This window comes from Burkholderia sp. KBS0801 (genome assembly GCF_005937855.2).
Taxonomy (GTDB): domain Bacteria; phylum Pseudomonadota; class Gammaproteobacteria; order Burkholderiales; family Burkholderiaceae; genus Burkholderia; species Burkholderia ambifaria.
The window spans coordinates 2,604,110-2,626,062 of the sequence record NZ_CP042177.1 but is presented as its reverse complement, the minus strand read 5'-3'; the positions used below and the strand labels follow the sequence as shown (position 1 = coordinate 2,626,062).

Annotated in this window: 24 protein-coding genes; 11 read left to right on the top strand and 13 right to left on the bottom strand. The window is 67.6% G+C overall.

Annotated features, from left to right (window positions below; genetic code table 11):
• Positions 1-133: 133 nt before the first annotated feature.
• Both FFI87_RS12500 and FFI87_RS12495 read right to left on the bottom strand, forming a co-directional pair.
• Positions 134-1,219, bottom strand: coding sequence for a porin (locus FFI87_RS12500; protein WP_041489944.1), 1,086 nt, complete (start codon positions 1,217-1,219; stop codon positions 134-136).
• Positions 1,220-1,799: 580 nt separating this feature from the next.
• A complete protein-coding gene (locus FFI87_RS12495) occupies positions 1,800-2,726 on the bottom strand; it encodes a LysR family transcriptional regulator (RefSeq protein ID WP_138847341.1) in 927 nt (308 codons plus the stop codon).
• A 139-nt stretch (positions 2,727-2,865) separates the two neighbouring features.
• On the opposite strand from FFI87_RS12495, the gene FFI87_RS12490 reads away from it, so the two are divergent.
• On the top strand, positions 2,866-3,363 hold the full coding sequence (locus FFI87_RS12490) for a GNAT family N-acetyltransferase (RefSeq protein ID WP_012364431.1): 498 nt from the start codon (positions 2,866-2,868) through the stop codon (positions 3,361-3,363).
• A 55-nt stretch (positions 3,364-3,418) separates the two neighbouring features.
• On the opposite strand, the gene FFI87_RS12485 is transcribed toward FFI87_RS12490, so the two are convergent.
• The 4 genes from FFI87_RS12485 to FFI87_RS12470 all read right to left on the bottom strand — a co-directional run bounded on the left by FFI87_RS12485 (position 3,419) and on the right by FFI87_RS12470 (position 6,622).
• Entirely contained in the window at positions 3,419-4,198 is a 780-nt protein-coding gene (locus FFI87_RS12485; protein ID WP_011657624.1) for an ABC transporter ATP-binding protein, read from the bottom strand.
• Between the two features lie 18 nt (positions 4,199-4,216).
• Entirely contained in the window at positions 4,217-4,930 is a 714-nt protein-coding gene (locus tag FFI87_RS12480; RefSeq protein ID WP_011657623.1) for an ABC transporter permease, read from the bottom strand.
• Positions 4,927-5,616, bottom strand: coding sequence for an ABC transporter permease (locus tag FFI87_RS12475; RefSeq protein ID WP_006755688.1), 690 nt, complete (start codon positions 5,614-5,616; stop codon positions 4,927-4,929). The genes FFI87_RS12480 and FFI87_RS12475 overlap by 4 nt, the downstream gene beginning before the upstream one ends.
• Before the next feature lie 229 nt (positions 5,617-5,845).
• Entirely contained in the window at positions 5,846-6,622 is a 777-nt protein-coding gene (locus FFI87_RS12470) for an ABC transporter substrate-binding protein (RefSeq protein WP_006755689.1), read from the bottom strand.
• 363 nt (positions 6,623-6,985) lie between these two features.
• Between FFI87_RS12470 and FFI87_RS12465 the strand changes: the two genes are divergently transcribed.
• Positions 6,986-7,684: a pirin family protein gene (locus tag FFI87_RS12465; protein WP_138847342.1), complete on the top strand. Its 699-nt coding sequence runs from the start codon at positions 6,986-6,988 to the stop codon at positions 7,682-7,684.
• Positions 7,685-7,752: 68 nt separating this feature from the next.
• On the opposite strand, the gene FFI87_RS12460 is transcribed toward FFI87_RS12465, so the two are convergent.
• The gene (locus tag FFI87_RS12460; protein WP_012364427.1) at positions 7,753-8,304 is read right to left on the bottom strand and encodes a Spy/CpxP family protein refolding chaperone; all 552 of its coding nucleotides are present in this window, start codon (positions 8,302-8,304) and stop codon (positions 7,753-7,755) included.
• A 221-nt stretch (positions 8,305-8,525) separates the two neighbouring features.
• Here FFI87_RS12460 and FFI87_RS12455 point away from each other — a divergent pair, with 221 nt between their 5' ends.
• Both FFI87_RS12455 and FFI87_RS12450 read left to right on the top strand, forming a co-directional pair.
• Positions 8,526-9,251: a response regulator gene (locus tag FFI87_RS12455; RefSeq protein WP_012364426.1), complete on the top strand. Its 726-nt coding sequence runs from the start codon at positions 8,526-8,528 to the stop codon at positions 9,249-9,251.
• Positions 9,235-10,551, top strand: coding sequence for an ATP-binding protein (locus FFI87_RS12450; RefSeq protein ID WP_012364425.1), 1,317 nt, complete (start codon positions 9,235-9,237; stop codon positions 10,549-10,551). The genes FFI87_RS12455 and FFI87_RS12450 overlap by 17 nt, the downstream gene beginning before the upstream one ends.
• A 34-nt stretch (positions 10,552-10,585) precedes the next feature.
• On the opposite strand, the gene FFI87_RS12445 is transcribed toward FFI87_RS12450, so the two are convergent.
• On the bottom strand, positions 10,586-10,852 hold the full coding sequence (locus FFI87_RS12445) for a hypothetical protein (RefSeq protein WP_011657619.1): 267 nt from the start codon (positions 10,850-10,852) through the stop codon (positions 10,586-10,588).
• 500 nt (positions 10,853-11,352) lie between these two features.
• Here FFI87_RS12445 and FFI87_RS12440 point away from each other — a divergent pair, with 500 nt between their 5' ends.
• A complete protein-coding gene (locus tag FFI87_RS12440; protein WP_011657618.1) occupies positions 11,353-13,110 on the top strand; it encodes an ABC transporter permease in 1,758 nt (585 codons plus the stop codon).
• A 22-nt stretch (positions 13,111-13,132) separates the two neighbouring features.
• The gene (locus tag FFI87_RS12435) at positions 13,133-14,470 is read left to right on the top strand and encodes an AAA-associated domain-containing protein (RefSeq protein ID WP_006755837.1); all 1,338 of its coding nucleotides are present in this window, start codon (positions 13,133-13,135) and stop codon (positions 14,468-14,470) included.
• Between the two features lie 73 nt (positions 14,471-14,543).
• Here FFI87_RS12435 and FFI87_RS12430 read toward each other — a convergent pair whose 3' ends face one another.
• Entirely contained in the window at positions 14,544-15,038 is a 495-nt protein-coding gene (locus FFI87_RS12430; RefSeq protein ID WP_012364423.1) for a hypothetical protein, read from the bottom strand.
• Positions 15,035-15,586, bottom strand: a complete 552-nt coding sequence (locus tag FFI87_RS12425; protein ID WP_041489845.1) for a hypothetical protein — start codon at positions 15,584-15,586, stop codon at positions 15,035-15,037. Before FFI87_RS12425 ends, FFI87_RS12430 begins: the two co-directional genes overlap by 4 nt.
• Positions 15,587-15,873: 287 nt before the next feature.
• On the opposite strand from FFI87_RS12425, the gene FFI87_RS12420 reads away from it, so the two are divergent.
• The 3 genes from FFI87_RS12420 (at position 15,874) to FFI87_RS12410 (ending at position 18,217) form a co-directional block, all read left to right on the top strand.
• Entirely contained in the window at positions 15,874-16,071 is a 198-nt protein-coding gene (locus tag FFI87_RS12420; protein WP_006755290.1) for a hypothetical protein, read from the top strand.
• 150 nt (positions 16,072-16,221) lie between these two features.
• Positions 16,222-17,643 carry an alpha,alpha-trehalose-phosphate synthase (UDP-forming) gene (gene otsA, locus FFI87_RS12415; protein WP_138847343.1) on the top strand — a complete coding sequence of 474 codons (1,422 nt, stop codon included), beginning with the start codon at positions 16,222-16,224 and terminating at the stop codon, positions 17,641-17,643.
• Positions 17,636-18,217: an AAA family ATPase gene (locus FFI87_RS12410; RefSeq protein ID WP_138847344.1), complete on the top strand. Its 582-nt coding sequence runs from the start codon at positions 17,636-17,638 to the stop codon at positions 18,215-18,217. Before otsA ends, FFI87_RS12410 begins: the two co-directional genes overlap by 8 nt.
• A 25-nt stretch (positions 18,218-18,242) precedes the next feature.
• On the opposite strand, the gene FFI87_RS12405 is transcribed toward FFI87_RS12410, so the two are convergent.
• Positions 18,243-19,610: an MFS transporter gene (locus FFI87_RS12405; protein WP_011657612.1), complete on the bottom strand. Its 1,368-nt coding sequence runs from the start codon at positions 19,608-19,610 to the stop codon at positions 18,243-18,245.
• A 190-nt stretch (positions 19,611-19,800) separates the two neighbouring features.
• Positions 19,801-20,181 (bottom strand): DUF5594 family protein, encoded by a 381-nt coding sequence (locus FFI87_RS12400; protein WP_012364419.1) that lies wholly within the window; start codon positions 20,179-20,181, stop codon positions 19,801-19,803.
• 117 nt (positions 20,182-20,298) lie between these two features.
• On the opposite strand from FFI87_RS12400, the gene FFI87_RS12395 reads away from it, so the two are divergent.
• Positions 20,299-20,700, top strand: a complete 402-nt coding sequence (locus FFI87_RS12395; RefSeq protein WP_012364418.1) for a hypothetical protein — start codon at positions 20,299-20,301, stop codon at positions 20,698-20,700.
• Positions 20,701-20,911: 211 nt separating this feature from the next.
• Here the strand turns inward: FFI87_RS12395 and FFI87_RS12390 are convergent, their stop codons facing one another.
• A complete protein-coding gene (locus tag FFI87_RS12390) occupies positions 20,912-21,241 on the bottom strand; it encodes a hypothetical protein (protein ID WP_138847345.1) in 330 nt (109 codons plus the stop codon).
• A gap of 144 nt (positions 21,242-21,385) precedes the next feature.
• Between FFI87_RS12390 and eco the strand changes: the two genes are divergently transcribed.
• Positions 21,386-21,886 (top strand): serine protease inhibitor ecotin, encoded by a 501-nt coding sequence (eco, locus tag FFI87_RS12385; RefSeq protein WP_138847346.1) that lies wholly within the window; start codon positions 21,386-21,388, stop codon positions 21,884-21,886.
• Positions 21,887-21,953 lie beyond the last annotated feature (67 nt).

Sequence of the window (21,953 nt, the reverse complement as noted above, 5' to 3'; positions counted from 1 at the left end):
ATCGGGCCGCGGATCGCATGATTCCGGCCCGCCAATAAAAAACGGTGCGATACCCGGGTGGGTACCGCACCGATACGCGCCTCTCGCAGCAGCGTGGAAAGTGTTGTCGAATCGTTCTCTGGACGGCGCCTGATCAGAACAGGTGCTGGATGCCGGCGTAGACGCCGGTCTGGCTGCCGCCCGGATGCGGGTTGCCCGTCGATACGGCGGTGCCCGCACCGTTCGCGTTCAGGCCGAAGTTGGCCGTCGAGCTGTTGCGCACCGTCGCGACCTGCACGTCGAACAGCGTGCGCTTCGAGATGTTGTACGAACCGCCGACCGTGTAGATGTTCGCGTTGCCGCCACCGTGGTTCGCATTCACGTGGTACACGGCTGCGATCAGCGCGGCCGCCGGCGTGGCCTGCCACGTCACGCCGCCCCAGACCTGCTGGGTGCCGGTGATGCCGTTGTTGACGGCCGGGCCGCCGCTGCCGTCCGCGTGCGACGACTGATAAGCCGCTTGCAGCTTGAACTGGCCGAGGAACACGTTCAGGCCCGCGAAGTATTCACGCGAATAGTTGAACACGTCGGAGAAGCGGCCGTTGCTGTCGCGCGTTTCGTCGTAGATGCCGCGCACCTGGAACAGCGAGTTCGTGTACGTGACCTGCGCACCGGCCGCACGCCCCGGCTGACCGGCCGTCGTGTTGCCGTTGAAGCTGGTCGAGTTCGAGAACGCGAACTGGCCGTAGAAGTCGAGGCCGTAGAACTGCGGCGACTGGTACGACACGTTGTTGCTGGTCTTGTTCCAGTTGCGGCCGCGCACGAGCGATGCCGACGACCAGCTCGACTGGCCCAGCGGATCGAAGTCCCACACGCCGTTCGCGATCGCGAGTTCGCGACCCAGCAGCAGCGTACCGTAGCGGTCGTTGGAGATGCCGACAGTCGCGAAACGATCCCAGATCGAGCCGCTCGTGCCGAGCCCGCCGTTCATCGTGTTGAACGCGCCTTCGAGGTGGAACAGGATCTTGTTGCCGCCGCCGATGTCCTCGCTGCCCTTCAAGCCCCACAGGCTCGTGCCCCAGTCGCCGCTCTCCGCCCGGTAGCGATGGCCGTCCTGCAGGCCGTTCATGTACTCGAGGCCGGCATCCAGGCGACCGTACAGCGTGACGCTGCTCTGCGCGTGCGCCGTAACCACCCCAGCAGCCATCAGCGCGGCCGCGACCAAAGCTTTCTTCATCATCTCCTCCATACCCTGTCAAAAAGTCAACCCAGACTGCACGAGATGCCCGGCGCGGCGAGCGTCGGGCAAAAGCGAAAAGCGGGATAACCAGGGAGACCTCGTGCAGGCCGGTAAGCGCGGCACGCGGGCAAGCGGACGGAAAAACCGTTGAGCGGTCCCGCGCGGCCGGGTCGGCTTGCGGGGTCTCCTTGTTGTGTCGTGAAGCTAAACTACATTTCACGAACTTCGTTTTGCTACTTTGGTTACTAATTTAGCAAAAATACAATTTTGTGGCGACCGAAATCGTTGTTTGACTAACACGTGTCGCCAATTTGCCATGCAACAGAGTGCGCGGCGGCCGCGCGGAGGCGCGCCGGGTGCCGTAAACCCTTGTCCGACAAGGAAGACACGGTTTCGGCGGTGTGGGGTCAAGGATTGCCACTATTGACGTTGCCGAGGCGCGAGCGTAAGCGTCGGAGAGGCGAAATTGGTAAGTATTTCGTAATAAATCGGGCGTGGGACAACGGCGCCGGGCCGCGGGTGAAACGACTCTGAAAGGCTTGTGCCGCGTGGGCCCTCGTCCGCCGGGAGCGCGCCCCGCTCAACCCTGCGCGGGGCGCGCATCGAGCAATTGCGCGCGGATCCATCGGTGCGCATCGGTGCGTGCGTGCTTCGCGTGCGAGTAGACCTTCACCGTGTAGCGCGGGATCTCGAACGGCGCGGGGAAGATGCGGATCGGCGCCGCGTGGCGCAGCGCCTGCGCGGCGCGGTTCGGCACCGTCATCAGCAGCGTCGATTCCGCGATCGCGAACGGTGCGGCCAGCACGCTCGGCAGCTGCACGGCGACCTGCCGCGCGAGACCGAGCCGGTCGAGCACGTAGTCGACGACGCCGCGCGACTCGTTCCACGGCGTGACGACCACGTGGCGTGCCGCGAGATATTGGTCCAGCGTCAGCCGCCGGCGGATGTCCGGATGCGCGGCGCTCGCGATCACCACGTAGTCGTCCGAGAACCAGTCGAAATCCTCGATGCCCGGCGAGTCGGCGGCCGACTCCTCGTGATAGCCGAGCGCGAAATCGATGCGGCCGGCCGCGAGTTCGTCGACCGAAATCTTGCGCTCGGAATGGACGACGCGAATCCGCAGCCGCGGCGCGACCCGCTCGACGCGCGCGAGCAAGGCCGGCAGCACGGCGAACGCCGTGTAGTCACTCGCGGCGAACACGAACGTGCGGTCGCTTTGCGCGGGATCGAAGCGGCGCGCGCGGGCGAGCCCCTTCGACATCGTGTCGAGCGCGTCGCCGGCCCAGGTGGCGATGTCGTCGGCGCGCACGGTCGGCTGCATCTCGTTGCCGAGCCGCACGAACAGCGCGTCGCCGATCGCGTCGCGAAGCCGCGCGAGCGCGTGACTCAGCGCGGACGGGCTCATCGCCAGTTCGTGCGCGGCCGCTGCCACCGACCGGTGGCGGTACAGCGCGTCGAACGCGAGCAGCAGGTTCAGGTCGAGACGGCGCAGATCGGGATGCATCATGTTCATGTCAGGATGAAGAAACTGCACTTCCTGCAGTTGAGCCGTGAACGTAGCATGTGGATCCGACCGCCGCCACGCGCATGTGCGCGGGCGGCGCCGCATTCCGTTTCCCGTCCGGGCCGAAGGAGGGCTCCCCGCCGTGCAAATCGACATCCGTTGCGCCACCGTCGCCGACGTCCCGCAAATCCTGCGCTTCATCACCGAGCTGGCCGTCTACGAGAAGGCGGAGCATGAAGTGGTCGCGACGCCCGCGTCGCTCGAGCGCAGCCTGTTCGGCGAAGGCTCGCCCGCGCGTGCGCTGATCTGCGAGGTCGACGGCGAGCCGGCCGGCTTCGCCGTGTATTTCTTCTCGTACTCGACGTGGCTCGGCCGCCAGGGGCTGTATCTCGAGGATCTGTACGTATCGCCGCGCTTTCGCGGCGCGGGCGCCGGGCTGCGGCTGCTGAAGGCGCTCGCGCGCATCGCCGTGGACACCGGCTGCGGGCGGTTCGAATGGAGCGTGCTCGACTGGAACGAGCCGGCGATCCGCTTCTACGAAAGCGTCGGCGCGGCGCCGCAGAGCGAATGGGTGCGCTACCGGCTCGCGGGCGATGCGCTGCGCGCGTTCGCGGACGGCGCGCCGGTGGGCGCCGCGTAAACGCGAAACGGGCGCCGCCCGGCGCCCGCTCGTGTGTCGTATCGCGCAGCGCGCGTTACTTGAGGCTGCCCGACAAAAACCCGCGCAGGCGCTCGCTCTTCGGATTCGCGAACACCTCGGACGGCACGCCTTCTTCCTCGACGCGCCCCTGGTGCAGGAACATCACGTGATTCGACACGTTGCGCGCGAAGCCCATCTCGTGCGTGACGACGATCATCGTGCGGCCTTCCTCGGCGAGCTTCTGCATCACCTTCAGCACTTCGCCGACGAGTTCCGGGTCGAGCGCCGACGTCGGTTCGTCGAACAGCATCACGTCGGGATGCATCGCGAGTGCACGCGCGATCGCGACGCGCTGCTGCTGGCCGCCCGACAGGTGTGACGGATACTGCTTCTCGACGCGCGGCGCGAGGCCGACCTTCTCGAGATACGTGCGGGCGCGATCCTCGGCTTCCTTCTTCGGGATGCCGAGCACGTTGACGGGCGCTTCCATCACGTTCTCGATCACGTTCATGTGCGACCAGAGATTGAAGTGCTGGAACACCATCGACAGCTTGGTGCGCACGCGTTGCAGCTGCTTCGAATCGGCCGCGCGCAGCGCGCCCGTCTTGTCGGCGGTGGTGCGCACTTCCTCGCCGTCGACGACGATGCGGCCCGCGTTCGGCTGTTCGAGGAAGTTGATACAGCGCAGCATCGTGCTCTTGCCGGAACCGGACGAGCCGATCACGCTGATCACGTCGCCCGAGTTCGCCTTCAGCGACACGCCCTTGAGCACCTCGTTGTCGCCGTACCGCTTGTGCAGATCGTCGACGAAAAGCTTCTGAGTCTGGGAATTCATCAATAGTCCTGCGAAAACTTACTTGCCTTGCGGGCGCAGATACGCGAGCCAGCGACGCTCGGCCTGGCGGAACAGCCACACGAGCATGAACGAGATCACGAGATAGAGCAGCGCGGCGATGCCGAATGCGTGGAACGACATGTAGGTCGCCGAGTTCACGTCGCGGGCGATCTTCAGGATGTCCGGCACGGTCGCGGTGAACGCGACGGTGGTCGCGTGCAGCATCAGGATCACTTCGTTGCTGTAGAGCGGCAGCGCGCGGCGCAGCGCGGACGGCAGGATCACGCGGCGATACATCGTGAAGGTGGACATCCCGTATGCGCGCGCGGCTTCGATCTCGCCGTACGAGGTCGCCTTGATCGCGCCCGCGAAGATCTCGGTGGTGTACGCGCAGGTGTTCAGCGTGAACGCGAGCAGCGTGCAGCGCATCCCGTCGCGGAAGAACGAATCGAGCAGCGGCGTGCCGCGTATGAACTGCAGGCTGTAGAGGCCGGTGTAGCAGAGCAGCAGCTGCACGTAGAGCGGCGTGCCGCGGAACACGTACGTGTAGAGCCACACGGCGCCCGACAGCCACTTCCTCTTCGACACGCGGGCCACCGCGAGCGGCACCGACAGGCAGAAGCCGAGGCCGATCGACACGACGAGCAGCCACAGCGTGATCGCGACGCCGGTGATCCGGAAGCCGTCGGTATAGAGATAGTTGCGCCAGTATTCTTGGATGAGTTCGATCATAGGTCAGCCTTGCGGACACCGGTCGAGTAGCGCTTTTCGAGCCACATCAGCACGAAGTTCGAGATCGTCGTGATGGCGAGGTAGACCGCACCGGCGATCAACGTGAAGAAGAAGAAACGCAGCGTGCCCTTGCCGGCATCCTGCGACGCCTTGACGACGTCCGCGAGGCCGATGATCGACACCAGCGCGGTCGACTTCACGAGCACCTGCCAGTTGTTGCCGATGCCGGGCAGCGCGAAGCGCATCATCTGCGGGAACATGATCCGCGCGAACACCTGCCAGCTGGTCATCCCGTACGCGCTGCCGGCCTCGAGCTGGCCGCGCGGCACCGACAGGAACGCGCCGCGGAAGGTCTCGGTGAAGTACGCGCCGTAGATGAAGCCGAGCACGAGCACGCCGGCGAGGAACGGGTCGATGTCGATCTGGTCCCAGCCGAGCGCGTCGGTCGCGGAGTTCAGCCAGATCTGCAGGCTGTAGAACAGCAGCAGCATCAGCACGAGGTCGGGTACGCCGCGGATCAGCGTCGTGTAGACGGTGCCGATGCCGTTCGTCACGCGGTTGCGCGACAGCTTCGCGCCCGCGCCGAGCAGGCCCAGCAGGAACGACAACGCGAGCGACAGCACCGCCAGTTTGACGGTTTGCCAGGTGCCTGCGAGGATCAGCGGGCCGTAACCTTGTAGAAACATAGAGTGGTCCCTGGTGTGGTCCCTGAGGGCGCATGCGGAGCGCCGCGAAATACGCGCCCGCGAAGCTGCGCGGAACGCCCCGTGCGTATCATGACCGTCCGCCCCGGCAACGGTGCCGGGCCCGCCCGTCGCGCGAGCGGCGGGCAAGGGGGCGGGCGGCGCGTGGTGGACTGCCTGTACCGCCGGACGCGGGGCCGCCCCCGCATCCGCTTCCCGTCATTGTCGGCGCTCAGCGAGCCGAGTAGACGCTGAACGAGAAATACTTGTGCGACAGCCGGTCGTACGTGCCGTCCTTGTGCATATCGGCCAGCGCCTTGTTGATCCTGAGCTTCAGGTCCGTGTCTTCCTTGCGCAGGCCGATCGCGGTGCCGTCGCCGATCGTCTTCGGATCCTTCACTTCCGGCCCGGCGAACGCGAAGCCCTTGCCGCGCGGCGTGCGCAGGAAGCCGTAGTCGGCCTGCAGTTCATCCTGCAGCGTCGCGTCGAGGCGGCCCGAGCCGAGATCGGCATAGACCTGGTCCTGGTTCTGGTAAGGAATGACCGTCACGCCCTGCGGTTCCCAGTACGCCTTCGCGTAGGTTTCCTGCGTCGAGCCCTGCTCGACGCCGACGTGCTTGCCCTTGAGCGACGCGACCGTCGGCAGCAGCGGCGAGCCGGCCTTCGCGATCATGCGTGCCGGTGCGTCGTACACCTTGTCGGAGAAGTCGATCTGCTCGCGGCGCTTGTCCGTGACGGTCAGCGACGACACGATGACGTCGTACTTCTTCGCCTTCAGCGCGGGGATGATCCCGTCGAGATCCTGCGCGACCCACACGCACTTCACGTTGATCCGCTTGCAGATTTCCTTGGTGAGATCGACGTCGAAACCGACGATCTCGCCGCTCGGCGCGGTCGACTCGAACGGCGGGTAGCTGGCATCGACACCGATCCGCACGGTCTTCCACTCCTTCGCGAAGGCGCTGCCCGCCACGAGGGCGAGGGCGGCGCACAGGGCGGCCTTCTTCATTTCCATCCTTTTGTCGCTCACTTCCGGGGGGCGCTCGCGGCCGGTCGGGCCGGGCGCCGCGGCGTATTCTAGACGGCCAAAATTCGTGTTTCGGCGCGCTGGCAATGGCGCTCGCCGGACGGGCGAACGCCAAAAGGGCGGTATTTTACCCGAACGCGATATCCGGAAAACGGCAATCCGGCGCGACCGATCGATTCTTCGAATCGGCTGTTGCGGCAATCGTGGTATTCGCAACGAGTATTGCGTCCATTGGATTCGTGAGCGCAACGATGCGGTGCGCGGGCGGCGAATTGTGGCCGGATGGGGGCGAGCCTACAGTACAGGTAAACCCGCAAAAGAATCGCCGCCTGCCGGAGTACCCCCATGTTCCAGATCAGCCGCGCCGCCGACCGTTGCCATACGCGTCAAGGCTGGCTCGAATCGAGCAGCAGCTTCCCGCTCGCCGGCCACGCCGGGGCCACGCATCCGCCGTTCGGCGCGCTGCGCTTGCTGAGCGAGGACCGGATCGCACCCACGCGCGGCTTCGGAATGCAGCCGCGCCGTGACCTCGAGATCGTCACCTACGTGCTGGACGGCGCGCTCGCGCATCGCGACAGCCTCGGCAACGGCGCGATCGTGCGGGCCGGCGGCGTCCAGCGGATGAGCGCCGGCACGGGGCTCATGCACAGCGAAACCAATGCGTGGTGCGACCGGCCGCTGCATCTGCTGCAGATCTGGCTGCAGCCGGCCGAGCGGGGCGGGCGGCCCGGCTATGCGCAGCGGCGCTTCGCCGACGACGAGAAGCGCGGCCGGCTGCGGCTCGTCGCGTCGCCCGACGGTGACGACGGCGCATTGTCGGTCCGTGCGGACGCGCGCATCTTCGCGGGGCTGATCGACGGCGACGAGGAGACGGCTTTCGGCGTGCCGGCCGGGCGCAGCACGTACGTGCACGTGGCGCGCGGCGATGTGGAAGTCAACGGCCACGCGCTGGCCGAGGGCGACGGCGCGCGGATCGCCGGCATGGATATGGTTGCGTTCGCCCGCGGCCGGGCGGCCGAGGTGCTGCTGTTCGACGTCGCCTGAAATGAAACGGGGGACGCGGCGTCAAGCGCGCGTCCCCCGCGGTGCCGCCCGGAGGGCGGCCTGCCGGCTTACTGCGCCGGCGCCGACGCGCCCTTGGCCGCGCGGTGCTGCTGCCAGCGTTCCTTCATCGTCTCGTGGCGCTGCTCCATCCGTGCGAACTGCTGCTTGAGCGCCGTGCTGACCGTGGTCTTCTGCTGGTCGTTCAGCCCGTTGTAGAACGCGAGCCACGCGGCCGCGCTCTGCTCGCGCAGTTGCGCATTCTGCTGCTCGGCCTGCTGGCGGGCGGCGTGCATCGCGCTCAGGTCGAGGATCGGCTGGTTCTGCTGCGCCTTGAATTGCTCGCGCATCTGCTCGTGGCTCTTGCGCATCGCCTCATGGTTCTGCTTCATCGTGTTGACGGCCGTCTGCCACTGCTGTTCCTGCGACGCGTTGAGCTTCAGCTGGTCGTGCAGCTTCATGATCACGCCGAACGGGCCGCCGTCATGGCCGCCGTGCATCTGGTGCATGCCGGGGCCGCCCGGCGGCGGCATGTCGTTGGGTTGCGCGGCATGCGCGGTGCCGAATGCGAGAGCGAGCACGGTGGCGGCGGCAATGGCCACGCGGGAAGTCTTCTTATACATTTCAGAAACTCCTTGTATCAAAGGTCCGGCGATGCGGGTCGCGGTGATTCGTGCCCGCATCCGGTAAGACGCAGGTTAGCGGCGCGGGTCCCGGCCGGTGTTACGCGGGGTGGCCGGCGGGTTACGGCGCATTACAGTTCCCTTGCGCCGTAACCCGCAGTAACCCTTTCGTCCCTTTGTTTCGTTCTTCGACGCCGCGCTCGCGCGGTAAACTTCAAGCCATGACTACCCAGATCCTCATCGTCGACGACGACCAAGAACTCCGAGACCTGCTGCGCGACTATCTCGTGCGCCAGGGGATGGAAGTGTCCGTGCTGCACGACGCGGCGACGCTCGAGAAGCGCCTCGAGCGCGAGCGGCCCGACCTGATCGTGCTGGACCTGATGATGCCGGGCGTGGACGGCCTCACCGCGCTGCGCCAGTTGCGTGCGGCCGGCGACGACATCCCCGTGATCATGCTGACCGCGCGCGCGGACGACGTCGACCGCATCGTCGGGCTCGAACTCGGCGCGGACGACTATCTCGGCAAGCCATTCAACCCGCGCGAGCTGCTGGCGCGTGTGCAGGCCGTGCTGCGCCGCCGCCGCGCGACGCCGTCGGCGGCGGCGCCCGAGCAGCGCGAGCCGTTCGCGTTCGGCCGCTTCGTGCTCGACTTCCAGGCGCGCACGCTGTCGGTCGACGGCAAGCCGGCGACGCTGTCGAGCAGCGAATTCGCGCTGCTGAAGATCTTCGTGAACCATGCGCTGCGCACGCTCACGCGCGAGCGGCTGCTCGAGCTGCTGCACGGGCCAGAGTACGACGGCACCGACCGCGGCATCGACGTCCAGGTATGGCGCCTGCGCCGCATCCTGGAAACGGATCCGTCCGCGCCGCGCTTCATCCAGACGGTCCGCGGGCGCGGCTACGTGTTCGTGCCCGACGGCGAGGCCCATGCGCAAGCCCATTGATTCACTGTTCGGGCGGCTCGCGCTGCTGGTCATCGGCGTGCTGCTCCTGTCGCACTTCGCGTGGTTCTTCGCGATGCGCATCGAGCGCAACCAGATGCAGACGCGCTACGCGGTCGAGGAGGCCGCGTTCCTCGTCGACGCGGTGCGCCAGCACGTCGAGCGCACGCCCGATCAGCCGCTGCCGTCGCGGGTGCGGCTCGTGGCGCCGGACAGTCCCGACGTGCCGAAGGTGGCCGACACGAACCTGCCGGCGCCGCTCAAGCGCTTTCGCGACGACGTGAGCGAGCGGATGCCGCACGGCACCCAGGTCGAGATCGGCGCGCCCGGTCATCCGCCGGTGCTGTGGGTCAAGGAGCCGACCGACCCTAACTGGATCGTGGTGCCGGTGCAGCCGCTGCGGCCGCCGCGCTCGCTCGACCGGATGCTGCTGTGGCTCGGCACGATCTTCTCGGCCGGCGTGATCGCCGCGCTGTTCGCGGCCTGGCAGTTGCAGCAGCCGCTGCGCTCGCTGGCGCGCGCGGTCGCGCGCTTCGGCCGCGGCCAGCCGGTGCCGCCGCTGCGCGAGCGCGGACCGCGCGAGCTGCGCCAGCTCACGCGCGGCTTCAACCAGATGGTGGAACAGGTTTCGCAGGCCGACAGCGACCGCGCGGTGATGCTGGCTGGCGTCGCGCACGACCTGCGTACGCCGCTCGCGCGGATGCGCCTGCGCGCCGAAATGATGGACGACGCGCGGCTGCGCGACGGCGTCGTGCGCGATGTCGACTCGATGTCGCACATCGTCGACCAGTTCCTCGCGTTCGCGCACGGCGGGGCGGACCGCAGCGAGCCCGTGCCGGTCGACCAGACCTGCGAGCGGATCGCGCGCAGCTATCGCGCGGTCGCACCGAACGCGCCGGCGGTCCAGACGCGCCTCACGGCCGACGCGGGCTTCCGCCTGCCGACCGCGACGCTCGACCGGATCCTGTCGAACCTGCTGGACAATGCACATGCGTACGGCGCGCCGCCCGTGCTGGTCGAGACGGCGCGCACGCCGACCGGGTATGTACTGTCGGTCAGCGACAGCGGCGGCGGGATTGCGCCGCGCGACCTGGCGGCCGCTACGCGGCCGTTCGTGCGGCTCGACCCCGCGCGCGGCGGGAACGGCCACAGCGGGCTGGGGCTCGCGATCGTCGAGCGGCTCGTGCTGAGGCTGGGCGGGACGTGCGAGATCGGCAACCGTCCCGAGGGCGGCCTGCGCGTGGCGATGACGTTCCCGTTCGACGCGGTGCCGAAGGACGAACTTCACGCACAGGCTGCGTAAGAAGCGGCGCCTGCCGGGCAGGCGCCGCGCGGCATCATTCGCCGAACAGCGAGCCGAGCGTCTCGGCGGCGTTGCTGTCGATGGTGTTGTAGGTCACGCTCGTGGCCTCGAAGATATAGACGGTCGTATAGCGGCCGAGGCGCTCCAGGATTTCCTCCTGCAGTGATTCGGGCACGACGTTCATGTTCAGGTACCATGCCGTCGACGACAGCCGGGTCTGGAACGACCCGTATTCCTGCATCAGCTCGTAGAACGCCTCGGCGTCCTGATCGCGGCAGACGATCACCAAATTTCCTGCCATTCCCTTCCTCCAGCTGGTCGGTCAATCCCCGGGGCCGCGGGTCGGCACACCCCGGGGGCTAGCCCCGATCATACCTGCTTCGCCGCGATCGTCCGATGACGTCCGGCATGGTTTGCGCCCGTGTGCGGCTGGCGGGTTCCCGGCCGGCCCGGATCACGGCATAATTCGGGGCCTGCACGCCGGCCGCACGACTGCGGCCGGGCTGCACCGCCCCGCGCGCCCGCCGTCCGCCCGCGCGCCGGGCACGATCCACGCACCGCCCACGCGTCGCGCGGCGCCACACTGGCCCCGGACGGTTGTACCTGAAATACAGGTTGGTGTAGTGTCGTGCCGTCGCGGCCGCTTGCCGCGCCGGGGCGCAGCTTGCACGCACGGCGCGTCGCGCCGGCGTGAGATCGTGAATCCATCGAATTACCGCGTCGAATTACCGCGCCCGTGCGCTTTGCCATGAATCAACATCGTCTGCCGGCTTCGTTCGGCCTTACCGGGGAGGGCGCCTGATGGACGTCGGATTCTTCAATCCGAACCGGACCGCCAACGCGTCCGCATGGCGCGTTCTGCCGAACCGGTGGGACTTCATCGCATTCCCGCTGATTATCTGCCTGATCGCGATGGCGGTCGTCGGCTTTCATGAAACGATGGCGCCGATCGGGACCCTTCAGACCCAGAAGATCTCGCTCGATCCGTCGAACCTGCCCGAATACGCGCTGCGCACGACGCTGCGGATGCTCGCCGCGATGGTCGCGTCGCTCGCGTTCACGCTGATCTACGGCACGCTCGCCGCGAAAAGCCGCCGCGCGGGGATGGTGCTGATTCCGATCCTCGACATCCTGCAGTCGGTGCCGGTGCTCGGCTTCATCTCGTTTACGGTCACGTTCTTTCTCGCGCTGTTCCCGAGCCGGGTGCTCGGCGCCGAGCTCGCGGCGATCTTCGCGATCTTCACGAGCCAGGCGTGGAACATGACGTTCAGCTTCTACCAGTCGCTGCGCACGGTCCCGCGCGATCTCGACGAAGTGTCGCGCGGCTTCCACCTGACGTCGTGGCAGCGCTTCTGGAAGCTCGAGGTGCCGTTCTCGATGCCCGGGCTGATCTGGAACATGATGATGTCGATGTCGGGCGGCTGGTTCTTCGTCGTCGCGTCGGAGGCCATCACCGTCGGCAACCAGACGATCACGCTGCCGGGGATCGGCGCGTATCTCGCGCAGGCGATCTCGGACAAGAACTTCGGCGCGATCGGCTGGGTGATCCTCACGATGACCGTCGTGATCCTCGCGTACGACCAGTTCCTGTTCCGCCCGCTGATCGCGTGGGCCGACAAGTTCCGGATGGAGAACACCGCGTCGGGCGATGCGCCGCAATCGTGGCTGCTCGACCTCGTGCGCCGCACGCGCCTGATCCATCAGCTGCTCGTGCCGGCCGGCTGGTTCTTCGCGAAGGCCGCGCGGATTCCGCTGCGCCTGCCGCTGTCGGGCGCGATGCGCTTCACGCTGCCGAAAGTCGAGAAGAAGGCGTCGCGCACGGTCGATATCGCATGGTCGGGTTTCGTGCTGATCTGCACGGCCTATATCGTGTGGCGCGTCGTCAGCTTCGTCGCGACCGGCGTGACGATGGCCGACGTCGGCCACGTGCTGGTGCTCGGGCTCATCACGCTGCTGCGCGTGGTCGTGCTGATCACGATCGCGTCGGTGATCTGGGTGCCGATCGGCGTGCTGATCGGGCTGCGTCCGCGGCTGGCGGAGAAGCTGCAGCCGCTCGCGCAGTTCCTCGCCGCGTTCCCGGCCAACCTGCTGTTCCCGGTGTTCGTGATCGTGATCGCGCGCTTCCACCTGAACCCCGACATCTGGCTGTCGCCGCTGATCGTGCTCGGCACGCAGTGGTATATCCTGTTCAACGTGATTGCCGGCGCGACGTCCTATCCGAACGACTATCGCGAAGCGGCGACGAACTTCCGGATTCGCGGCTGGCAGTGGTGGCGCCAGGCGATCCTGCCCGGCATCTTCCCGTACTACGTGACCGGCGCGATCACCGCGTCGGGCGGCGCGTGGAACGCGAGCATCGTGTCGGAAGCGGTGCAGTGGGGCACGACCAAGATCGAGGCGCACGGCCTCGGCGCGTATATCGCGCAGACCACCGCCGCTGGCGACTTCCCGAAGATCATCCTGGGCATCGCCGTGATGTCCCTGTTCGTTACCCTGTTCAACCGCCTGCTGTGGCGCCCGCTGTATGCCTTCGCCGAAGCGAAGCTGCGGCTCGACTGAGACCGATTGAGAGCGAAACGCGATGCACAATCCGAATGCTGTAAACGCCCCCGTCCAGACGTCCCAGCCGCCGCGCCTCGGCGAGGAAATCCTGCGTGTCGATCACGTCTGCCGCGGCTTCAACAAGACGCAGGGCGAATTGCTCGTGCTCGACGACGCGAACCTGTCGCTGCGCGAAGGCGAGATCGTCGGGCTGCTCGGCCGTTCCGGGTCGGGCAAGTCGACGCTGCTGCGGATCATCGCCGGGCTGATCGAGCCGACCGGCGGTGAAGTGACGTATCTCGGCAAGCCGCTGCGCGGCCCGGCCGAAGGCGTCGCGATGGTGTTCCAGACCTTCGCGCTGTTCCCGTGGCTGACCGTGTTGCAGAACGTGGAAGCCGGGCTGGAAGCGCTGGGCGTCGGCGCACGCGAGCGGCGCGAGCGCGCGCTCGCCGCGATCGACCTGATCGGTCTCGACGGCTTCGAGAACGCGTATCCGCGCGAGTTGTCGGGCGGCATGCGCCAGCGCGTGGGCTTCGCGCGCGCGCTCGTCGTCGATCCGACGATCCTGCTGATGGACGAGCCGTTTTCCGCACTCGACGTGCTGACGGCCGAAACGCTGCGTACCGACCTGCTGGACCTGTGGACGCAAGGCCGGATGCCGATCAAGTCGGTGCTGATCGTCACGCACAACATCGAGGAAGCGGTGTTCATGTGCGATCGGATCCTGGTGCTGTCGTCGAACCCGGGCCGCGTGATCGCCGAGATCAAGGTGCCGTTCAAGCATCCGCGCAACCGTCTCGACCCGGCCTTTCGCAAACTGGTCGACGACATCTACGCGAAGATGACCGCGCGCCAGACCGGCGAGGCGACGAAGAAGGGGCTGGAACTCGGCAGCTGGCTGCCGCAGGTGTCGACCAACCTGATGGCCGGCCTGATCGAGACGCTCGCGATGGCGCCGTACCACGGCCGCGCGGACATGCCGGAAATCGCGCGCACGCTGCATCTGGAAGTGGACGACCTGTTCCCGATCGCCGAAGTGCTGCAGTACCTCGGTTTCGCCGACGTGCGGGAAGGGGACGTGTTCCTGACGCCGCCGGGGCGCGTGTTCGCGGAGTTCGGCACGCAGGAGCGCAAGCTGATGTTCGCGGATCACTTGCTCAAGCACGTGCCGCTCGCCGCGCGGATCAAGAAGGTGCTGAACGAGCGCCCGGGCCATCGCGCGCCGCGCGTGCGCTTCGAGCAGGAGCTGGAGGATTTTCTGTCGGATGGCGCGGCCGAGGAAACGCTCGATGCGGTGATCGATTGGGGCCGTTACGGCGAGATCTTCTCGTACAACGACCAGACCGAAATCTTCAGCCTCGAGGACGTCGAGTCGTAAGGCCAACTGGCCGGGCCGTGCGGCCCGGCATCCGCCTGCGCGGCGCTTTCGGCCAGCGCCGCGCATCGCATCGTTACTGCAAATTGCCCCAGCGGTCGACGGCCGGTTCGGCCGACGCCCACTTCCAGTGCGTACCTTGCTGGCACGCATTTGCGAAATACCAGTCGGCCTTGTCGCCGTCCTTCACCGAGAACGCGAATTCCTTGCACAGCGCCAGCGCCGTCGAGTACGCACGCGTGACGCGCACCTCGCCTTCGCCGTTTTCCAGCGGCAGCGTGTTCTTCACCTTCCACGGCTTGACTTCGCCGACGGCCAGGCTGCCGGCCGCCTTCGCGATCGCGTCCTGCTGATTCTGATGGAGCTGCTTCATCGTGCGGTTGACGGCTTCGTCCGTCGCAGCCTGCACGGCAATGCCGACACCGACGCCGACGGCCGGATTCGCGGTGACGAGGCCCGTCGCCGCGCCGGCCAGCGCGCCGCTGGCCGCGCCGACCGACCCGCAGCCCGACAGCGCGGCGCTGGCCGCGCACAGCGCGCCGATCGTCGCGATACGGATCGCGACGCTCATTGCAGCGCGCCCCAGCGTTCGGTCGCCGGCTCCGCCGACGCCCATTTCCATACGGGGCCGTCGCGGCAGATCGTGGCGACGTAGAACGCCGACTGCGCGGCCTTGTCGGCCTTCGCGGGCGTGTCGACCGCGAACACGATTTCCTTGCAGTCGAGCGGACCGACGCTGATCATCCGGCTGACCGTCACGCGGCCCTGTTCGTCGTCCTCGATCGGGAACGAATGGTGGGTCGACCACGGCGCGACGCCGCCGACGTCGAGCGGAGCCGCTGCCTTCGCGATCTGTTCCTGCGTGTAACGGTGTGCGACGCGCTGCGAGTACTGGACACCGGCACGCGCGCCGGCCACGGCGCCGAGGCCGATGCCCGTCGCGACGGCGGCGTTGTTGGTGACCTTGGAGGCGATCGCGGCCCCCGCGATACCGGCGCCGGCGGTCGCGCCTTCGCTGTACAGCGAGTTGCAGCCGGACAGCAGCGTGGCCGTCGCGAGCGCGGCCAGCGCGATGCGCGCCGTCATGGCCCGGCGCGGCGGTTCGAAACGTGTGTTCATCCCTGAGTGCAAGTCCTGTCTGGGTGAGCGGCGACGCATGCGCGCCCCCTTGCCGCGTCATTGTTTCGCAATTGTCATAGGAAAACTGCAAAGCTTTGACAAATCGCGGCCGGCGGCACGCGCGCGTACGCGCCGCGTTATTGTCGGACAGACGATTGGAGAGGGGTCGAAACGTTACAAATTGAAGGTAATTGTTACCTTCGTATGCGAGGAAGCCACCTAGACTGTTTTGTTATGGAATGTTTCTACGACGGCTCCGAGCCGCGCTGCCTATGAGACACCCAGCCATGCGCCGTTCGAAACGATCTTCTCCCCGGCCGCCCGATGGGGGCGCCGAGCGTCAGCGTCCGCAGACCGACGCGCCGGCCGCACCGCCTGCCGGCGCGCCCGGCGAGACGCCGGCCGACGGCGATCACAACCAGGGAGGCGCACGCCCGGAAGGGCTCGACTATCAACGCGACCTCGGCCAGGAACAGGACGCTTGACCCTGTCGCCGTTGCATTCCGCCGCCGCATTTCATTGCGCTCTTTGTTGCATCGCTCACATCTGAATCGCCGCGCGACTGCCTCAGGGTCGTCGCGTCCGCCTTGGCGCGCGCCGCGCGCCAACCAATCGAATCGAGGAGGGGAAGCCGCATGAGCAGATTGATCGTGGTATCGAACCGTGTCGCCGCCGGCGAGGACACACGCCCGAGTGCAGGGGGTCTCGCGGTCGGCGTGATGGACGCGTTGAAGGACACCGGCGGTGTCTGGTTCGGCTGGAACGGCGAGATCGTCGGTACGCCCGACGCCGCACCCGCGATCCAGCGGGACGGCAACGTCACGTATGCGACGGTCGGGTTGACCCGGCGCGACTACGATCAGTACTACCGCGGTTTTTCGAACGCGACGCTGTGGCCGGTGTTCCACTACCGCAGCGATCTCACACGCTTCGACCGGCAGGAGTACGCGGGCTATCTGCGCGTGAACGCGATGCTGGCGAAGCAGCTCGCCGCGCTGCTGCGGCCCGACGACCTGATCTGGGTGCACGACTATCACCTGCTGCCGTTCGCGCATTGCCTGCGCGAGCTCGGCGTGAAGAACCCGATCGGCTTCTTCCTGCACATTCCGTTTCCGTCGCCCGACATGCTGCGCGTCGTGCCGCCGCACGAGGAACTCGTGAAGTTCATGTGCGCGTACGACATCGCGGGTTTCCAGACCGATGCCGACAGGCAGGCGTTCACCGACTACATCGAGCGGCGCGGCATCGGTGCGGCGAGCGACGACGGGATGCTGCACGCGCACGGCCGTGTCGTGAAGGTTGCCGCCTATCCGATCGGCGTGCATCCGGATGCGATTGCGGAGGCGGCCGTCCATTACGGCTCGCGCAAGCCGGTGAAGATGCTGCGTGATGCGCTCGGCGGCCGCAAGCTCGTGATGAGCGTCGACCGGCTCGACTATTCGAAGGGGCTCGTCGAGCGCTTCCAGTCGTTCGAGCGGATGCTCGCCAACGCGCCGGGCTGGCAGGGGCGTGTATCGCTCGTGCAGATCGCGCCGCCGACGCGTTCCGACGTGAAGACCTACCAGAACATTCGCGAAACGCTCGAAGGCGAGGCCGGCCGCATCAACGGCCGCTTCTCGCAACTCGACTGGACGCCGATCCAGTACCTGAACCGCAAATACGAGCGCAATCTGCTGATGGCGTTCTTCCGGATGTCGCAGGTCGGCTACGTGACGCCGCTGCGCGACGGGATGAATCTGGTCGCGAAGGAATACGTCGCGTCGCAGGACCCGGCCGATCCGGGCGTGCTCGTGCTGTCGGAGTTCGCCGGTGCGGCGGCCGAGCTGACCGGTGCGCTGCTTGTCAATCCGTACGACCTGTCGCAGATGGCCGACGCGCTCGAGCGCGCGCTGTCGATGCCGCTCGCGGAGCGTCAGTCGCGACATGAAGAGAACCTCGCGCGGCTGCGCGCGAACAACCTGTCGGTCTGGCGCGACACGTTCGTCGCCGACCTGCGCAGCGTCGCGGCGGCCGCGTCGGTGACGCAGCGCGCAGGCCGGCGGGCCGCGCATGTCTGAACGCGTGGAGGAGGGCGGCGCGGCGGACCACGCGTCCGCCCGCTTCTTCGTCGTCACGGGCGGCCCGGGCTCGGGCAAGAGCACGTTGCTCGATGCGCTCGAACGCACCGGTTTCGCGCGCTCGCACGAGGCCGGGCGCGGCGTGATCCGCGACCAGATGGCGATCGACGGCCCGGCGCTGCCGTGGCGCGACCGGGCCGCGTTCGCCGAGCAGATGCTGAACTGGGAGATGCGCTCGTACCGTCTCGCGCACGATACGCGCGGGCCCGTGTTCTTCGATCGCGGCGTGCCGGACGTGATCGGCTATCTGCGGCTGACGGGGCTCGCCGTGCCCGCGCATGCGGAGGCCGCGGCGCGGCGCTTTCGCTATCACCGGCGCGTATTCATCGCGCCGCCATGGCCCGAGATCTACGCGCAGGACGCCGAACGGCGGCAGGATTTCGCCGAGGCCGTGCGGACCTACGACGCGATGGTCGACTGCTATACCGCGTACGGGTATCGGCTGATCGAACTGCCGCGGGTGAGCGTGAAGGCGCGCGTGCGCTTCGTGATGGACGCGCTCGACGCCGCATGACGCGCGCACGCGGCGCACGGCGGCGTCAGGTCGCCGCGTCCGGGCGTGGCGACGTGATGCGCAGCATGCTGACTACCGCGGCGATCGCCGCGAACCCCGTGGCGACATACAGCGCGATCGTCGGACCGTGGTCGGGCGCGAGCCCGAAAATCAGCGCGACGAGCGCGGCGCCGAGGGTCTGGCCGGTCAGTCGCGCCGTGCTCAGCATCCCGCCCGCGCCGCCGCTGCGCTCGCGCGGCGCCGACGACAGCATCGCGCGGTTGTTCGGCGACTGGAACAGCCCGAAGCCCGCGCCGCACAGCGCCATCCGCCACACGATGTCGACCGTGCCCGGGTGCGCGCCGATCGTCGCGAGCGACAACAGGCCGGCCGCGAACAGCGCGAGCCCGATTCCGCCGAGGATGCCGGCCGAGTAGCGGTCCGACAGCACGCCCGCGAGCGGCGCGGCGAACACGATCACGAGCGGCCACGGCGTCATGTAGAGGCCGGTTTCGACCTGCGAGAAGCCGAGCGAATTCTGCAGCCAGAACGGCAGCGCGACGAATGCGAGCATCTGCGACGTGAACGACGCCATCGACGTATAGATCGACAGCGCGAACATCGGGATGCGCATCAGATCGACCGGCAGCAACGGTGCCGGCTGCGACAACTGGCGCTTCACGAAGAAGTAGCCGACGACGAACGCGACGGCCAGCTCTGCCGCGACGTAAGCGTGGCGTTCGCCGTGGCCGAGCCCGTCGACGGCCGTGATCAGCAGCCCGAACACGCAGGCGTTCATCAGCGCGCTCGCGAAATCGTACGGCGCGTCGTGCAGCGGGTTGGCCGGCAGCGCGCGCACGCTGCCGAGTACCGCGGCGATGCCGATCGGCACGTTGACCGCGAACAGCCACGGCCACGACGCAAACGACAGGATCGCGGACGCGACCGTCGGCCCGATCGCCGACGACAGCGCGACCACCATCGCGTTGATCGACAGCCCGCGCCCGAGCATCGACGACGGGTAGATCATCCGCACCAGCGCCGCATTGACGCTCATGATGCCGGCCGCGCCGAACCCCTGGATCACACGCATCACGGCCAGCATCGGCAGCGAGCCGGCGAGCGCGCAGCCGAGCGACGCCGCGGTGAAGAGCGCCAGCCCCGCGATATAGATGCGGCGATAGCCGACGCGCTCGCCGAGCGACGCGAGCGGCAGCAGCGTGATCGTGACCGCGAGCTGATACGCGTTGACGATCCAGATCGATGCGGCATCGGACGCGTGCAGGTCGCGAGCGATCGTCGGCAGCGCGACGTTCGCGATGGCGCCGTCGAGCACGGCGAGCGTGATGCCCAGTGCGACGCAGACGATCGCCCAGTAGCGTTGCGGAAGTGGCAGGCCGGTATCGGCGTTCATGACGGGAGCGAAAGCGTGGTTGTCCGCGCGCCCGGGCACCGGTTGTGTGCGCAACCATGCTCGCGGGTGGAGGCGGCGGTGTGAGTGGCCCGGTCGGCCTGGCGGCGCCGGACCGGTCGAGTGTATCACCGGGCCGCATCGCGCGACGCCGACGCACGTGGGACCGCCAGCCACCGGCCGGCACGCGCATTCAGCCTTCGAAATCGAGGCCGCCGAGCCGCACGAGCGGGTCGGCCTGCGTGCGCGACGCGAGATCGATGTCACGCGCGCTCTGCCACGCGCCCAGTTTCTTCGGCAGCGCGGCCAGGTAGTGCTCGAAGCGCTGCGGACCGTCCGGCTCCATCAGCCGCTCGATCTCGTCGGTGTCCCAGGTCAGCTCGAGGTTCAGCGGATGCACGAAGCCGCTCACGTGCTCGTGCGGCGCGCTGCGGATCCGCACGCGCGTCGGTTGTCCGTGGCCGCCGTACGGGGCGACGTCGGCCTGGACGTGATCGGCGAAGAAGGCGGCGATCGCCCGCGCAATGCGCGGCGCGAATTCGGTATCGAAACGGCGGGCGGTTTCGGGCTGCATGAACGCGTCTCCTGTGGGCCGAAAATCGTAGCACGGTCGTACCGCGTTTCGGTGTGCGTGATACCCGTAATGGCGCGTTACCACTTGCTGCATCTATTACGACCGCGCGCCGCCACAATGCATCGCATCCAGTACCACTTCGCGTGGGAGTCCATCATGAAAAAAATTGCCGCTGTATGTGTCCTCGCCGGTTCGCTCGCCGTTGCGGGCCCGGCGTCCGCGCATGGCCGCGACGGCGGCGCCGTCATCGGCGCGCTGATCGGCGGCGCGGTGCTCGGCGCGATCGTGACGTCCGCGATGAATCCGCCCGTCGCGTACCAGGCGCCCGTGTATCAGGCACCGGCCTATCAGCCGCCGACGTACTACCAGGCGCCGGCCTACCAGCAGCCGGCTTATCCGAGCTACCAGCAGGCGCAGTACCAGGACGGCGGCCCGAACTATTGCTACGACCGCTATCAGCGCGCGTATGTGTGCGGCGCGCCGGTGTCGGGCGGCTATGCGCAGCCGGCCGGCTGGTGATCGGACGCGTGACCGGGATCGGCGCCGCATGATCGGCGCCGACTGAATCGCCGGTACGCAGGATGACAAAAGGAAAGGCCCTCGCGTGATGCGAGGGCCTTTGTCATGTCGGGGGAGCCGGTTTCGGCAGCTTTTTATCCGTCCACGCAGCGCCCGTGCGGGACCGCTGCGGATACAAACGGTTGCAATTGCATCCGCTGGATCGGCCGAATCAGTGGCGATGGCCGCCCTCACCGCGGCCGCCGCCTGCGCCTTCGTTCCAGTCGCCGCGGCGTCCGCCGCCGCGTCCCCAGCCGCCATGGTCACCGCGATCGCGATCCCAGCGGCGGTAGTCGCGGTGGCCGCGATCCCAGTCGCGCCCGCCACCGCCGCCGCCCCATATGTTGACCGTGCCATAGACCGGCGCCGCGCCGTAGGCCGGCCCGTACGCGTAGCCGGGATCGGAATAGTAGGGCTGTCCGTAGCCGTATCCGGCGTCGGGGCCGACGACGCAACCGGCCAGCAGCGTGGCGACGCCGGCGGCAGCAATGAGCTTCAGCATGATGTTCTCCGTGGGTTCCCCTATAAGTACCGCGCGCGGGGATTGCCGGCTGTTTGCAATTGTGTCGTCAAATTACAGCCCCGTAAGGTCTTGCGACGAAAGTGTTAGCATCCGGGGCCTATTTTGTTTATCAGGAGCACATCGATGAAATTCGCGATCCGGGCCATCCTGGCCGCCTTTTGCGTGACGACCACCGCCGCCTGCGCGGCCGGGCCCGCATCGGCGCCCGCCGTGCCGGCCGAGTCGATCAAGATGTTCCCGCAGCCGGCGGCCGGCCAGCAGCGCGCGGTGATCGCGCTGCCCGCGCTCGAGAACGAAGGCGATGCGCGTGTCGAACTGATGATCGGCAAGACGCTGCAGACCGACTGCAACCAGCAATGGTTCGGCGGTGAGCTGACCGCCGAGGACGTGAAGGGCTGGGGCTATACGTACTATCGGCTGACCGACGTGAAGGGGCCGGCGTCGACGCTGATGGCGTGCCCGGGCCAGGCGCCGCAACAGCGGTTCGTGCAGGTGCGTAGCGACGGCCAACTGCTGCGCTACAACAGCCGCCTGCCGCTCGTCGTGTACGTGCCGGACGGCTTCGACGTGCGCTACCGCGTGTGGCATGCGTCGAAGGACGTGCAGCACGCCGTGACACGGTAAGGTACCCGCGCGGCCATGCCGGGCGCTCGTCGCCGGCCGGCCGCGCGCGGTTTCGCGGGTTTCTTTC

Coding starts and splice junctions, on each gene's coding strand:
- FFI87_RS12435 (WP_006755837.1), top strand. CDS start 13,133: ATGCACAATCCGAATGCTGTAAACGCCCCCGTCCAGACGTCCCAGCCG.
- FFI87_RS12430 (WP_012364423.1), bottom strand. CDS start 15,038: ATGAGCGTCGCGATCCGTATCGCGACGATCGGCGCGCTGTGCGCGGCC.
- FFI87_RS12475 (WP_006755688.1), bottom strand. CDS start 5,616: ATGTTTCTACAAGGTTACGGCCCGCTGATCCTCGCAGGCACCTGGCAA.
- FFI87_RS12480 (WP_011657623.1), bottom strand. CDS start 4,930: ATGATCGAACTCATCCAAGAATACTGGCGCAACTATCTCTATACCGAC.
- FFI87_RS12495 (WP_138847341.1), bottom strand. CDS start 2,726: ATGATGCATCCCGATCTGCGCCGTCTCGACCTGAACCTGCTGCTCGCG.
- FFI87_RS12460 (WP_012364427.1), bottom strand. CDS start 8,304: ATGTATAAGAAGACTTCCCGCGTGGCCATTGCCGCCGCCACCGTGCTC.
- FFI87_RS12470 (WP_006755689.1), bottom strand. CDS start 6,622: ATGAAGAAGGCCGCCCTGTGCGCCGCCCTCGCCCTCGTGGCGGGCAGC.
- FFI87_RS12500 (WP_041489944.1), bottom strand. CDS start 1,219: ATGATGAAGAAAGCTTTGGTCGCGGCCGCGCTGATGGCTGCTGGGGTG.
- FFI87_RS12445 (WP_011657619.1), bottom strand. CDS start 10,852: ATGGCAGGAAATTTGGTGATCGTCTGCCGCGATCAGGACGCCGAGGCG.
- FFI87_RS12465 (WP_138847342.1), top strand. CDS start 6,986: ATGTTCCAGATCAGCCGCGCCGCCGACCGTTGCCATACGCGTCAAGGC.
- FFI87_RS12410 (WP_138847344.1), top strand. CDS start 17,636: ATGTCTGAACGCGTGGAGGAGGGCGGCGCGGCGGACCACGCGTCCGCC.
- FFI87_RS12455 (WP_012364426.1), top strand. CDS start 8,526: ATGACTACCCAGATCCTCATCGTCGACGACGACCAAGAACTCCGAGAC.
- FFI87_RS12440 (WP_011657618.1), top strand. CDS start 11,353: ATGGACGTCGGATTCTTCAATCCGAACCGGACCGCCAACGCGTCCGCA.
- eco (WP_138847346.1), top strand. CDS start 21,386: ATGAAATTCGCGATCCGGGCCATCCTGGCCGCCTTTTGCGTGACGACC.
- FFI87_RS12400 (WP_012364419.1), bottom strand. CDS start 20,181: ATGCAGCCCGAAACCGCCCGCCGTTTCGATACCGAATTCGCGCCGCGC.
- FFI87_RS12390 (WP_138847345.1), bottom strand. CDS start 21,241: ATGCTGAAGCTCATTGCTGCCGCCGGCGTCGCCACGCTGCTGGCCGGT.
- FFI87_RS12405 (WP_011657612.1), bottom strand. CDS start 19,610: ATGAACGCCGATACCGGCCTGCCACTTCCGCAACGCTACTGGGCGATC.
- otsA (WP_138847343.1), top strand. CDS start 16,222: ATGAGCAGATTGATCGTGGTATCGAACCGTGTCGCCGCCGGCGAGGAC.
- FFI87_RS12420 (WP_006755290.1), top strand. CDS start 15,874: ATGCGCCGTTCGAAACGATCTTCTCCCCGGCCGCCCGATGGGGGCGCC.
- FFI87_RS12425 (WP_041489845.1), bottom strand. CDS start 15,586: ATGAACACACGTTTCGAACCGCCGCGCCGGGCCATGACGGCGCGCATC.
- FFI87_RS12450 (WP_012364425.1), top strand. CDS start 9,235: ATGCGCAAGCCCATTGATTCACTGTTCGGGCGGCTCGCGCTGCTGGTC.
- FFI87_RS12395 (WP_012364418.1), top strand. CDS start 20,299: ATGCATCGCATCCAGTACCACTTCGCGTGGGAGTCCATCATGAAAAAA.
- FFI87_RS12485 (WP_011657624.1), bottom strand. CDS start 4,198: ATGAATTCCCAGACTCAGAAGCTTTTCGTCGACGATCTGCACAAGCGG.